The organism is Oribacterium sp. C9 (assembly GCF_002007235.1).
GTDB lineage: Bacteria > Bacillota > Clostridia > Lachnospirales > Lachnospiraceae > Oribacterium.
On sequence record NZ_MUHW01000007.1, the window covers coordinates 60,753 to 74,640 of the forward strand.

12 protein-coding genes are annotated in these 13,888 nt (G+C 40.2%); 4 read left to right on the top strand and 8 right to left on the bottom strand.

The window, feature by feature from the left end; all coding sequences use genetic code 11:
* Window positions 1–218: 218 nt before the first annotated feature.
* The 4 genes from BXO88_RS06095 to BXO88_RS06115 form a co-directional block, all read right to left on the bottom strand.
* Window positions 219–767 carry a TetR/AcrR family transcriptional regulator gene (locus BXO88_RS06095; RefSeq protein WP_078036863.1) on the bottom strand — a complete coding sequence of 183 codons (549 nt, stop codon included), beginning with the start codon at window positions 765–767 and terminating at the stop codon, window positions 219–221.
* Window positions 768–820: 53 nt separating this feature from the next.
* Complete coding sequence (locus BXO88_RS06100; protein ID WP_078036864.1) at window positions 821–3,406, bottom strand: PEP/pyruvate-binding domain-containing protein; 2,586 nt, start codon at window positions 3,404–3,406, stop codon at window positions 821–823.
* A gap of 264 nt (window positions 3,407–3,670) precedes the next feature.
* Window positions 3,671–4,186 carry a GyrI-like domain-containing protein gene (locus BXO88_RS06110; RefSeq protein ID WP_078036866.1) on the bottom strand — a complete coding sequence of 172 codons (516 nt, stop codon included), beginning with the start codon at window positions 4,184–4,186 and terminating at the stop codon, window positions 3,671–3,673.
* 45 nt (window positions 4,187–4,231) lie between these two features.
* Window positions 4,232–5,422 (bottom strand): cation diffusion facilitator family transporter, encoded by a 1,191-nt coding sequence (locus tag BXO88_RS06115; RefSeq protein ID WP_078036867.1) that lies wholly within the window; start codon window positions 5,420–5,422, stop codon window positions 4,232–4,234.
* Between the two features lie 144 nt (window positions 5,423–5,566).
* Between BXO88_RS06115 and BXO88_RS06120 the strand changes: the two genes are divergently transcribed.
* The gene (locus BXO88_RS06120; RefSeq protein ID WP_078036868.1) at window positions 5,567–6,094 is read left to right on the top strand and encodes a DUF3990 domain-containing protein; all 528 of its coding nucleotides are present in this window, start codon (window positions 5,567–5,569) and stop codon (window positions 6,092–6,094) included.
* A gap of 14 nt (window positions 6,095–6,108) precedes the next feature.
* Here the strand turns inward: BXO88_RS06120 and BXO88_RS06125 are convergent, their stop codons facing one another.
* The gene (locus BXO88_RS06125) at window positions 6,109–6,906 is read right to left on the bottom strand and encodes an MBL fold metallo-hydrolase (protein ID WP_242945166.1); all 798 of its coding nucleotides are present in this window, start codon (window positions 6,904–6,906) and stop codon (window positions 6,109–6,111) included.
* Between the two features lie 604 nt (window positions 6,907–7,510).
* Between BXO88_RS06125 and BXO88_RS06130 the strand changes: the two genes are divergently transcribed.
* Entirely contained in the window at window positions 7,511–8,881 is a 1,371-nt protein-coding gene (locus tag BXO88_RS06130; RefSeq protein WP_078036869.1) for a TrpB-like pyridoxal phosphate-dependent enzyme, read from the top strand.
* Between the two features lie 41 nt (window positions 8,882–8,922).
* On the opposite strand, the gene BXO88_RS06135 is transcribed toward BXO88_RS06130, so the two are convergent.
* A complete protein-coding gene (locus BXO88_RS06135; protein ID WP_078036870.1) occupies window positions 8,923–9,258 on the bottom strand; it encodes a DUF3795 domain-containing protein in 336 nt (111 codons plus the stop codon).
* Between the two features lie 362 nt (window positions 9,259–9,620).
* Between BXO88_RS06135 and BXO88_RS06140 the strand changes: the two genes are divergently transcribed.
* Window positions 9,621–10,736: a CobW family GTP-binding protein gene (locus tag BXO88_RS06140; protein WP_078036871.1), complete on the top strand. Its 1,116-nt coding sequence runs from the start codon at window positions 9,621–9,623 to the stop codon at window positions 10,734–10,736.
* A 3-nt stretch (window positions 10,737–10,739) separates the two neighbouring features.
* The gene (locus BXO88_RS06145; protein ID WP_078036872.1) at window positions 10,740–11,672 is read left to right on the top strand and encodes a TIGR03943 family putative permease subunit; all 933 of its coding nucleotides are present in this window, start codon (window positions 10,740–10,742) and stop codon (window positions 11,670–11,672) included.
* A gap of 375 nt (window positions 11,673–12,047) precedes the next feature.
* Here the strand turns inward: BXO88_RS06145 and BXO88_RS06155 are convergent, their stop codons facing one another.
* Both BXO88_RS06155 and BXO88_RS06160 read right to left on the bottom strand, forming a co-directional pair.
* Window positions 12,048–13,214, bottom strand: a complete 1,167-nt coding sequence (locus BXO88_RS06155) for an iron-containing alcohol dehydrogenase (RefSeq protein ID WP_078036874.1) — start codon at window positions 13,212–13,214, stop codon at window positions 12,048–12,050.
* Window positions 13,207–13,872: a class II aldolase/adducin family protein gene (locus tag BXO88_RS06160; protein ID WP_242945167.1), complete on the bottom strand. Its 666-nt coding sequence runs from the start codon at window positions 13,870–13,872 to the stop codon at window positions 13,207–13,209. Before BXO88_RS06160 ends, BXO88_RS06155 begins: the two co-directional genes overlap by 8 nt.
* Window positions 13,873–13,888: the final 16 nt, after the last annotated feature.

Genomic DNA, 13,888 nt, shown 5'->3' on the forward strand with positions numbered 1-13,888 from the left:
AAATTAACACGCCTCTATGAGAGTATTTTACATCTCATAGAGGCGTAACATAAGTTACAGATTTTCACTTTTGTAACATGAGATAGACTTAATGGCACGCCATACATGCTTGTGTCTGATCCCGAAGGAATCTCTCATACAGAACCAGCTTGCATGTAACGCATACCAATGTGCTTGTGTTCCCAGATACACGTAGCGCGAAACGATTCGATATCTCATTATAAAATATTTATCTTTGTGAACTGTTCTGCAAGAGACAGAGGCATAGCATCTATCATAAGATCTGCCAGTTCTTCCTCGGTTTCCTTCATGCCCTTCATAAGCCACTGAACTGTCATATATATAGACGCCTGACAATACATCTCAAGAAGCTTTCTGGTATGTCTGTCGGGCTGATCACCAGTCTTCTCTCTTAAAAGGGTGCAGTAAAACTCATATATCATGAAGAAATCATGCTCCTTCAGATTATTCTGTTCGTCTCCCTTGAATCCTGCAGTAAAGAAAAGCCGCTCTTTTTTTATGTATTGAAACTTCTTTATGAGACCGTCACGGATGGTCTCTCCCTCACCCATCTCCTTAAATGACTGCTCCAAAAGACGATCAAAATACCAGTTCACGAGATCATATTTGTCTATAAAATTTCTGTAGAAGCTCTGCCTGGAAACTCCGCAGACTTCCACAATCTGAGTTACTGTTATGTTTTCAGGAGCTGAAGTTTTCATGCAGGTCTTCATGGCTTCCGCAAGTCTGTATTTGATTTCAGGCATAACTATGTTCTCCTATTTCTTTTGACTGGCACCTCTCCTATCATAGCACTTTTTTAAGCAAATTTGATCTTCGCACACAATGTACGTTCATTTTTCATATCATGAAGAATATAAATATTTTCCTCGGAAACATTATAAACTGAAAGTATCTCCGTAACACCCTCATAGCCCTGAACTATACTTTTCGATATGTGTTCAAAGGAATCCAGTCTTCCCATATCAAAGCTTAAGGTCTTATCATTTTCGAATATGGCATTATACAGGATTCCAAATTCCACAAGATCCTGAAAGAAATGGCTCCCGTAGGAAAGCTCGGGATTATAACCTGCTTTGGAATCTGAGATCTCACAGACCGCATCAAATTCACTTATATCTGAAAATGCTGTAGGTACTCCAAGCTCCGGCGAGGATGTTCCTATTCTTCCCGGTACCATGAGAAGCATGTGTTTGCCCTTGCCCCTCATTTCCCAGTTTATCCTTCCGATGGCACCGGATATTTTATATTTATCCTGATACGGCATCTGGTAATACTTTACAGGATCCACATATACGATGAGGTCAAGCTTTGTTGCTCTCGAAAGTCCCATGGCGGAATTCCTGCATTCAAACATTATATTCTTTTCCTCTATGTTTTCAGGTATCTTAAGTTCCTCCATATCCTGATAAACCTGAAGGGGTCTGCATTGAAGGATGTTTATGACATAATCCCCACTTTCGGAAAAATTGATGGTAAATTCTATATCCACCGGATACCTATACTCTTCCTGAATAACTTGAAGAATCTTCTTCATCTGATGCATCAGTGAGGCTTCTTTTACTATACCCTGACAGGAAATGAACATAATGTCTCTGTCCTGTCCTCTTTCACGAAACATCCGCTCTGTTTCCGTATCATGTTCAAGTAAAAGCCGTTTGAGAAATGCCGGCATATTTTTTTCAACATAAAATAATCCGACTCTTTCCAGCTTTCTCGTGGATCTGTTCATAAGTTCAAGCTTCCTCTGGGAAAACTGATGCTTTTCAACAGAACTTCTTGCAGTGGTTGCTGTGGGATCATCAAGACTTACAAGTCTCGGATAGGACCCCTCAGTCCTGTCTACTGCAGAGGTTCCCAGTCCCATAACGAGTCTCAGCATTCCTGCCGTCTGGTCTATGGATTCCATGAACTTATAGGGACTGTAGGAGTAACCGATACCAGCCGCACAGGGCATGTAGAATTCATCATAGTATGAACCCGAAACTCTCTGGACCAGAAGCGCCATCTGCTCATCTCTGGCCTGAAGGCCCCTTCTGCTCCTGTAATCAAGAGCAGACCTGCTCATGGTGCTTGCATATACTTTTCGTATCGCGTTCTCCAGCTCCTCCACTCTCTGTTCCATAGTGCCTATATTGGAGCAGAAGACAGACTCATATTTTCCGGCAAAGGCATTACCGAAACCGTCCTCAAGAATGGAGCTTGAACGTACGATGATAGGATCCTGCCCATAGTATTCAAGGAGCTTTACGAACTGCTCCTCCATGTCTCTTGAAAATCTGCCGGAAATAAGGCATTGTGCAAATTTATCCGCAAGAGAAAAATACTCCTCCTTGGTACGCTGCCTGATACGAAGATTCCAGAAATGATTTTCAACTATAAAAGTATAGAACACGTCAGAGCCTATATAGAAGGAATCATGTGGTTCAAGGTATTCATATATTTCTGGGGTTCTATGCTCTATTATCTTTCTTGCCAGAAGCATGCCGCAGGCTTTTCCGCCTATCATGCCGGTTCCTATCATCCTTTTCTTTACAGAAAGGTAATCTTCGGCAGTGAACAGACCCTTTATCATTTCACGAAGACGTTCATCTCTGGTCATCATGATATTACAGATACGGCTGCAGTTTTCCGTAACATCTTTTCCATCACGATGCATCGTTTCTGTCTGATTGAAAAAACGGTCCCAGCTATCCATGTTTTCAGTATCCGACATGGCGCCGCTTTTCCCCAGGACCTGATAGAAATGACTGGCCAGAACACCGTCAAGTATAGGCTTGAAATCTCCCGTTTCCGGGTTATAGAGCTGAGGCAGAAACATTGTCTCGGAATATCTGTTCCATATCTTGTCAGGTCTCACATATACATTCTTATCATCAGAATAAACATCCAGAAACAGCTGGGTAGTATCCCTTATTTTTGCTACTGCCTGAAATGAATGGTTGCCTCGGAGCAGCGGGAAGAAAGCCACGGTATCCAGTTCGAAAAGATAAGGGCAGGTCACCTGAAAGAAATTTCCCATCATGAGGTCCGTAGCCCAGGCAGTCTGAAGCTCAGAGAGACAGTCAAAAACGAAGAAAGCTTCCCTTCCTTCTTTTTTTATGATCTCATGGATTTCTACGGTAAAGTTCTCGAATCTGTGATTCAGCTCAACATTAATGATCTTTAGTCCATCCTGAGGCTCAAGCAGAGGTTCGTGAGCTGCAAAGCGGACATATATGAGATTCCGTTTATCCTCTATCGCCTGTCGTACATATGGCATCATAAACAGCCTGAACTGGGAAAGCTCATCAACACGCCATACAACATTATCTCCAAGTCTTATGTTATCAAAGACCTCATCCATCTGCGGTATTCCGGAACACACTCTGTCAAAGGAAGCCATGGTTCTCCTTTCCGGCTTAAGCCCTATAGTCACAAAATCATTTGTATTTTTTCATCAAAGGTATGTCGCTGCGGGGGCTTCATACCTTGATCAGGTTATCACCAGGCAAGGTACGCTCTCTGCTCGATTTCACATTGAACATCTGTACAAGTCTCCGCATAACTTCTTATTTCAACAAAAAAAGCAAAGTAGCTCTAAAAAGAGCGCCTTTGCTTTTCTTAATTGTACCATAATCAGACTATATGTTTCTAAAAAAAAATGGGATTATGCTTTTTTCTTTACCGGAACCCAGATAGCACTATGATAATCCAGGTCAGTCATTTCTCCATTTGTACTGTCATACCACTCTATCGTAGCGTTTCCGCTCAGCTCATAATCCGGATTACCTGGTAACCATTCAGAGAAGACTCTGGTATTTAAATTCTGCAGTGTCTGAGGTATCGGGCCAAAGCAATCGAATACAGCCCATTCATTTCGCTGAAATTCGTAAACCACCATTCCCTCCGGTATGTCTCCACCCGTGTACTTCCCCGCAATCAGATATCGGAATCTGCCTTCCCCTATATCGTCTATGCAGACACCATATTCACCGATGCAGTTGTCCATGAACGCCTGCTCATAGGAATTAGCCGGTGCATTTCCGGCATAAACATTGTAACCATACTTCTCACAGATTTCATTCCAGAACTTCGGGATTTCAGTATAAGCAGTTTCATTATCGAAAACCTTCTGAAATCCTATGACCTTGAAAGGAAACATTTGAGCAATTTTAAAATCCATTTTACAACCTCCATATATTATTTGATTTTCTGAAAAGAAAGACTCTTACAGCGGCTCCGTTACCGACCTGTGAAGGTGTCTTCCACATTCTCTGATAAAGAGCCTGCAAGCTCGTGAAATTGTTTTGGGAACCGAACGTAATCTCCCTATAATCTCATTTCTGTGCCAATGTTCATATCTATTAAGTAAAAACTGAGTCAACACTTTGTATCCATCAGGTGCATTATCCATTTTTTCATTAATGATGCTCTTATATTCTTCCATTTTTTTACTGTTCATAAACTCGATGCCGAGCTCCAACTCCACAAGTTTATATCCTCCGGCGTTGCTCACACGTAACGACTTTATGGTTGGTGGCATTTCGACCGCATTAAGATTATCCTCAATAAACCTTCTTATTTCATCATCAGCGATAATCTTCTCAACATTGATATTCGTAAGATATCCAAATTCGGAGAAAATACGAAACTTCAGATTTGCAGCTGACATAAGAAGTCTTTCTGTTTCAATTTCCTGGTTAGCAATTGCATTAAAGGAAACCTTGATTCTTCCATTTCCGTAATCCTCAAACAGGATATTTGTAATATCCATAAAATCCGAGTTCCTGAGAGCAAACTCTTTGATCTTCTTTATGTCATCATCTGATGCTCTGCGTCCCATTATTTTGTCTGTTATCTCTCCGAGCTCCTTAAAACCGTTATATATGATAAAAAGAGCCACCAAAGCCCCGCACCAGCCATCGATTCGAAGGCCGGTTACCCAATTCATGATCAGTGACGCAAGTACTGCTGTTGTTGAAACGGTATCAGCCAGACAGTCTACAGATACCGCCTTCATCGCCTCGGAGTCTTTCTTTAAGCCTTGATTTTTGTTGTATAAGTACATGAAGAACTTAACACCGATGGAAATGATAAGCACAACAAGAGTGAAAACGCTGAACACCGTTTCTTTCGGATCACGAATCACATTAACTGATTCCTTAAACAGTTCCCATCCTACCAGAATGATGGATCCCGATGAAAGAAGTGCAATGATCCATTCAAACTTACCATGCCCATTTGGATGATTCTCTCCTGCACCAACCGCTGATACTTTAACTCCTATCCAGGCAAACATGGTGGTAACAGCATCCATAAGATTATTAAATGCATCGGATGTGACCGAAACTGATCTGATCAGCTTTCCACCTGTATACTTAAATACAAACAACAGTATATTTAACAGTACATTCAACATTCTTTACTCCTTCATACGGCAGTTCCAGCTCCGCATCCGGCATCATGGATACTGCAGCCTTCACAGTCTTTATTTTTTAATTGATTGCAATTAAAATGTTTTCTATAGGCAATTAGTGAGCAGTCGGGAGGTGTGATAAACATAATGATTCTATATCATACAAGCGGACAGGAAATCAAAAACCCGGATATCCATCACGGCCGGAAGAATGCCGACTTCGGCTGGGGATTTTATTTATCTCCGGATCGGGACTTTACATATCGTTGGGCCAGAAAAAACTCGGTAGTTAGTGAATATGAACTCGATGAAACAGGATTGAATATCCACACTTTTACGCGAAGCGTAGATTGGTTTCAATACATATATAACAACCGAAGAACGATAGATGGTTTGACTGCAGACGCAGTTATCGGTCCCATTGCCAATGACACAATTTTCGATACTTTGGGAATTATGACCAGCGGCTATCTTAAACCGGATGATGCTCTGAAATTACTGTTAATCGGACCGGAATATACTCAGGTTGCCATAAAAACTGAAAAAGCTTTAAAACAGCTTCGCTTCATCAAATCAGAAACGGTCGAACGAATATCCGAAGAACAGCTAAAGTCAGAGCAGTCCTCATATCAGGAAGCTTTTGCCAAAGAGCTAAAGAAGATCTTGAACAAATAAATATATCCCATTTTTCATAATTGAAGTATTCTCTCAAAAACCTTGCAAAAATTCTGTACTCCATCTGTTCCGAGAATATAAATGTTAGGGAGATGGGATATTCTCGCCCTGCTGTATGCTATCCGTTCCAGTCCGCAGTCAAAGGCAGTATGATTCGTCAGAGCAACATCGCATTTCTTTTCCCCGGCAATCTTCATGAACTTATCTATAGACTCCTTTTGCAGGACTCTACCGTCCACATCTCCCCATGGAGGTGTGGCACCGCCGAAGAGACATGCCATATGTTTTTCTCCATTCTCATGCACCGGAAAAATGAAACTGGAACATCCTTTTGTATGTCCGGGAGTTGACATTACATATATACTCCTGTCTCCGCAGTCGATCATATCTCCATCACATATGTACTCATCGATCTCAAATTCTTTCCAGTTATCGTTACGACCATCTTCATGCGGTGTGGAAAGCCTTAATTTATCATCCTCTTCCGAAAGGAAGGTTCGGGCTCCGGAATCCTCCTTAAGCCATTTCCCACATCCGACATGATCAATGTGACCGTGTGTCATTAGAAACATAATGATCTCTTTGTGATCCCAGCCAGCTTCATCAATCGAACAGATTATCTCATCATAGACTCTTTTATCCGGCCAGATACCATCGATCACAACAAGCCCTGCCGATGTTTTAAGTATATAACAGGCTGTTTCCTTCTGAGCAACAATGATCAGATCATCAAAAACCTGTGCATGGGTAAACCACGACATATCTTCCATTCTCTTTATGGTTTCTATCGTTAATTCCGGTATATCCTTCATTTTTTCTTTCCTATCATCAAATATATGCTTTATGAATACTGCCAATTCCTCACATTATGCCCTTTATGGCTATAATATATCACAAACCCATAACAGACCTTCTCCTTACACGGATATAGGTCTGTTTTTCACTTATAGGATTATAAAGATAATGTGTTTATGCCAAGCAGTTTTTATTAAAACGGGTTGACAATCTTCACTTTTTCATGTTTTAATACTTTAAACCGTTGATGAAGAGTGAGTAGATGCTGGTAGCCAATGTATAGAGAGCCGCGGATGGTGGAAGCGTGGACATAGGGCCGACATCGAATGGACTTCAGAGGGCGATCAGAAACGGCAACGTTTAGTACCGAAGTATGTGAGACGGAGTTGGACAACTTCGTAATTGGCTAAGAAGCCAAAACGTCAGCACATGATGGTGTGCGTTGAGAGGGCGCTAGAGCGTCAAGCCGGGTGGCACCGCAGGAATGATATATATTATCCTGTCCCAGCAATATTTAGTTGGGATGGGATTTTTTTGTGTTTAAATTTGCAGAAAGCATTTCTGTCCCGGAATCAATAACAAAGGTATGCCGTAGGAAGGCGGCAGAAAGGATGGTGCACTATGAGTGATAAGAAAATTCCGTACAAGATCTATCTTGACGAAGAGGAGATGCCAAAGAGCTGGTACAACCTTAGGGCTGACATGAAAAATAAGCCCGCTCCTCTTTTAAACCCGGCAACCCATCAGCCCATGACCAAAGAAGAGCTTTCGGCTGTTTTCTGTGAAGAGCTGGTAAATCAGGAATTGGATGAAACTACAGCAAATTTTGAAATTCCGGAGGAGATCCGTAACTTTTACAAAATGTACCGTCCCTCACCATTAGTAAGAGCATATTGCCTTGAGGAAAAGTTAAAGACTCCGGCAAAGATCTATTATAAGTTCGAGGGTAATAACACCAGCGGATCTCATAAACTTAATTCAGCCATAGCTCAAGCCTACTATGCAAAAAAGCAGGGCCTGAAAGGTGTGACCACAGAGACCGGAGCCGGTCAGTGGGGTACAGCACTTTCTATGGCATGTTCATATTTTGATCTTGATTGTAAAGTATTCATGGTAAAGGTTTCCTATGAGCAGAAGCCATTCCGCCGAGAAGTAATGAGAACTTACGGTGCTTCCGTCACACCATCTCCTTCAGAAATCACAGAGGTCGGAAGAAAGATTCTCGCAAAGTACCCTGGTACTACAGGCAGTCTCGGTTGTGCTATTTCTGAGGCGGTTGAGGTGGCAACACATACAGAAGGCTATCGTTACGTTCTCGGTTCTGTATTGAATCAGGTTTTGCTGCACCAGAGTATCATTGGTCTTGAGACGAAGGCTGCACTTGATAAGTACGGTATCAAACCGGATATGATCATCGGCTGTGCAGGTGGCGGATCAAATCTTGGAGGACTTATCGCTCCTTTCATGGGTGAGAAGCTCCGTGGCGAAGCTGATTACGATATTCTTGCTGTAGAGCCTGAGTCATGCCCAAGTTTCACAAGAGGAACCTATGCATATGATTTCTGCGATACAGGAATGATATGTCCTCTCGCAAAAATGTACACACTTGGAAGCGGATATATTCCGGCACCAACTCACGCAGGTGGTCTTCGCTTCCATGGCATGAGTTCTACATTGTCACAGCTTTATGATGACGGTCTGATGCGTGCGCTCGCTGTTCCTCAGACAAAGGTATTTGAGGCGGCTGAGCAGTTTGCACGTTGTGAAGGAATACTCCCTGCACCTGAGAGCTCTCATGCTATCCGTGCGGCTATTGATGAAGCTCTGCGTTGTAAGGAGACCGGTGAGGAGAAGACCATAGTATTCGGTCTTACCGGAACAGGATATTTCGACATGTATGCCTATGAGAAATTCCATGACGGCAAGATGGATGACTATGTTCCTACTGATGAAGAAATCGCAGCATCTGTTGCGCAGCTTCCAAAATTCTGATAATTGCACTTTAGAAACGCCTGAGAACCTCATGTAGGTTCTCAGGCGTTCTCAAGTCTGGTCAGTGCATCTGCATTATTTCCGATAATTGCTCCTACCTTTTCGCACGACTTCATTTCCGGACATCCGCCACAAGTTTCCATCTTTTTTTCTTGTGCACACTGCCTGATAGGACATAAAGAATCACAGTATACAGTCTTCGCTCCCGGAATCCGACATCCGGAGCAGTTGATCATTTCAGGTGTAATCTCAACTCCATTAAGTTCAGACCACTCCTTCGATACCTTTATCCGCAATTCATTATCGTTATTGATAGTTGCAAGACGAGCTTCGCAAGTCTCACAATCCAACCCGCAATATGCAATGTAATCATTCATAATTAAAACTATCCTCCTTTTCTCTTTCTGACGATACCGTCAGCCACCCTGAAATATATGACTCTAGTATATCGCAAAATAAAGAACCGGCAGAAATCACACTGATTTCAACCGGTTCTGCACAGATTAGACATTTCGGATTAAAGGCTCGCATGAAAAACTTCCATTCAGAAATACATACAAAGCTCTCTTTCTTTACCTTATATCATAATTGCAACTTTACTATCGAAGATCCTCTTCGTAATATGCAATATAGTTGCATATTGTTGACAAAGCAGCTTCGTCGACTTATAATATGCAACCGTATTGCATATTAGTGTTTCAGTTATGATCAACGTGAACTGCGAGAAACGAGGTACATAATGTCAAAAAGAGAAGTTCCGGTAGTACTTATCACAGGATATCTTGGATCCGGTAAGACCACATTGATGCAACATCTTTTGATGCAGGAAGAAAGAAAAGTTGCACTTATTGTAAACGATATGGGAAGCATCAACATAGATGCATCAATATTGGACAAGACCAAAAATCAGGTACAACAGATAGAGATGGTCGAAATGCAGAACGGATGTATTTGCTGTACCCTGAGAGATGAATTCATGGAAGAGATCGAACGTCTTGCCGAGGATTATAGTATCGATGCTATCTTTGTCGAAGCTTCAGGTATCAGTGAACCTTCATCAATTGCAGGTGCTTTTGTAAATTATGAAGAATCAACGGACACTAGAGTTTACCTTAAAACAGTGGTATCTGTTGTAGATGCCGATAGAATATACAGAGAATTTCTTCATGAATTATCAGAGTCGGACGATGTTGAGGACGGTGATATCATAAATCTCATCATTGATCAGATAGAATTCTGTAATGTCATGTTGCTTAACAAAATAGATCTTCTCACTGATTCTGAGCTTCAGGAAGTAAAATCGGCTCTAAGAAATCTTCAGAAGACAGCTGAGATCATAACATGTGTAAATGGTAATGTTGATCTCGATAAATTTATTAACAGAGATGATTTTGACTATGATGAAGTATCTGCTTCAAGTACAGTTCAACAAGCTCTGAATGATTGCGATCCAAAGGATTCCAAAGCATGTGTTGACGAATATGGTATTTCTTCGTTTGTTTATGAAGAGAAGTCTCCGTTTAACAGAGAAGCTTTCAACAGCTTTGTTGAGAACTACCCCGAAACTTTGATACGATCCAAAGGATATATTTGGTTTTCCGATGATGAAGAACATATTCAGCTCTTTGAGCAGGCCGGAAGAAATGCTTCTGTTACAGAACTTACACCATGGATCTCTGCTTGGCCAAAAGAGGAACTTGACTCACTGATAAAAGATTTTCCTGATATATGTGACGATTGGGATGAACAATACGGTGACAGATTAAACCAGGTGGTCTTTATCGGTAAAGGCTTTGAAAAGAAAGAAATAATTAAGCTCCTCAATGAGTGCCTGGAAAAGGAAAAGCGGGCATAGTATATGGCAAGAATATATTTTATAAATGGATTTCTGGATTCCGGAAAAACAAGCTTTATAAAAGCGCTCCTGTCACGTGAAGATTTTAAAATCAACGGAACTACTCTCCTGCTTGAATGCGAAGAGGGTGATGAAGAATATGATACACAATTACTGACGGATAATGATGTTGTAAAAATCACGATAGATAACTATGAGGATTTCAATCCCGATAACATCATGTCAATTGAGGACAACATACAACCCGAGCGCGTTATTATTGAGTACAATGGCATGTGGAACAGGAAAAACCTTGTTCTTCCATGGCATTGGGATGAAATAAATGAAGTATGTATCATAGATGCAACAACATTTGAACTATATTCAAGAAATATGAAATCCATGGTAGCTGAACAGGTCAGAAATGCTGGAATGACAATCTTCAATCAATGCGATGGACTTACAGATAAATTATCTGTTTTCAACAGAAGCATAAAAGCTATAAATCCCTATTCCGAAATATTTTTTTGCGATAATAACGGTACAATGAATCTCGATTTGACAAGAGCTCTCCCATATGATCTTACCAAAGACGAGCTCGACATAATGGATGAAAACTATGCTGCATTTTATTTAGATATAATGGACAACGTGGACAGGTATCTGGGAAAGAAAGTACATCTTATCGGTATGGTCATTAAAAAATCTGACGATAATAACGGGTCATGCATTTTGGGACGTTTTGCAATGATCTGTTGTGCAGAAGATCTGTCCATGTTTGGATTCATATGTAAAATACCTGACGACACTATGCTGAAACCGGATGATTGGATAAGGTACTATGGAGTGATTGAAAAAGAATATAATTCAAATTATGATCTATGGTATCCTGTTATTAATATCGAAAACTACGAGAACTGTGAAGTGCCTGATAAACCATGGATCGATGTGTTATGATATTTTTAAAGTTCCTATGAATTCCGGCATACTAAAAAAACTACCAATAAAATCTCAATCAAAGGATAGTGGTTATTTCTCCGGACTCAATCAAATATATACCAAGATACTTATCACCCACGATGATATCGATTATTCAACCAGCAATGTCAAACATATCAAGCTTAAGGATTTCCTGCTCATGGAAACCCTTAAATAAAAAAAGGTACCTCTCAAGCACAGAAATCTTAAAAAAGAAATCTATGTTCAGAGGTACTTGCTTATGCTGACAATTGATAAACAAATGAAATAAAGTTAGTAAATCTAGAGCTATCTTCTTTTTTCAACTATTTTTGTCGATCTTGAAGTCAAAAGTTGTGACTACAAAATGTTATATTATAATGCCAATCTCAATACATCTATAATTTTTTCGGCATTTAGTGGATAATAATGTCCTACCGTTGCAGTATCATCTTTAGTTGCGCGTAAAGCCATTTTCTCAAAATCCGAGTCATCAATAGACAATTCAGAAAGCGTAGTTATTAGCCCTAGCATTTTATAAAAGCGCTCGAATTCATCTACAAGCTTCAAAGTCATTTGACTTTCAGTATAGTTCTTATAATCAAATCCATAAAGTCTATTAGATAGTTCTGCTGTTTTATGAGGATGATATATAGCAACATATTTCAAATATGCAAGCATTACAATAGCCATGCCTTCACCATGAGTGATATTGTATTGCGCACTCAGTTCATGTTCTATACGATGTGATGCCCAATCATCAACTCGTCCTGTATTTAACAAGTTATTATGCGCTATTGACGCCAACCATTGTATCTCAGCTCTAGCATCATAGTCATCAGGTTTATTTATAATTCGTTCTCCGTTTAGCATTAAAGCCTTAATGGCTCCTACTATTAAATAATCAGTAGTATCTACATGTTCTGTGTTTGTATAGTATCTTTCTAGCAGATGGCTTAAAATATCAGATATACCACAAGCTGTCTGATACTTTGGCAAAGTTCGAGTGTAAAGCGGATTCATCACTGCGAATTTAGGAATGATTAATTCATGTTCAAATCCAACTTTATGAATTCCATTTGATACAATTGCAGCATTTGATGTTTCTGAACCAGATGCAGGGATAGTTGAAATTACTCCTATCGGAAGTGCCTTATCTGGTGAACTTTTACCCTCAAAAAAATCCCATACATCGCCATTATATGGAATGCCAAGAGCAATTGCCTTGGCAGTGTCCACCGAGCTTCCACCACCAACAGCAAGAACAAAGTCAATATTACTCTCTTTTCCTTGTTGAATCATTTCTCGTATTAATTCAATCTTAGGATTAGGAACCACTCCACCATTAGCAATTAATTTGATTCCGTTTTTTTTACATATAGACTCTATGTTTCTATATATCCCTAATTCCTTAACAAAATCTCCGCTGTACACCATGATCATTGATTTGACACACATACTTCTAAGTATGGATTCCACTTTTCCATATGGTTCTTTTCCAAAAATGATTCTGGCAGGATTTATATATTCAAAATCAATCATAAACAACTTCCTTTCTGTTATGAGGCTGCCCATAATCATTAAAGCGTTGCATCACATTCCTCATCTCTGTGTCATCAATAATATTAGGGACACCAACAGCCATTGCCCGCCATTGTATTTCCGCAATCCATTCACATTCTCTTGCCAAATTGTAAGCTGATTCAATATCTTTACCGCATGTCACCATGCCATGATTTGCCATTAAACAAGCCCTGCCTTCACCAATTGTATTTGCAACAGACTGGGCGAGTTCTTCTGTCCCAAATGTTGCATATGGAGCAACCGGAACTTCAGTGGCCCCTGCGTCGGCAAGAATATAATCAACGGCCTTTATTGGAAGATTTAATGTAGAAAGAACAATACCATACATAGAATGAGTATGGACGATAGAGCTAATATCGATTTTTTTCTTATAAAGTGCTATATGAAGATTATGTTCACTTGAAGGTCTTCTTTTTCCTTCAACAATTTGACCGTCCAATGTCATAATGACAATATCTTCTTGCTTAGTTTCAAAATAGTTAATTCCAGACGGACTAATTGCCATAAAGCCTGTAAGCGGATCAAAAATACTAATGTTACCGCCAGTTCCACTAGTCAAATGATCGACGGTCATCTTCTTACAATAATCAACAATCTGTTGTCTTTCGTATTTCATTAACATTTCTGCACAC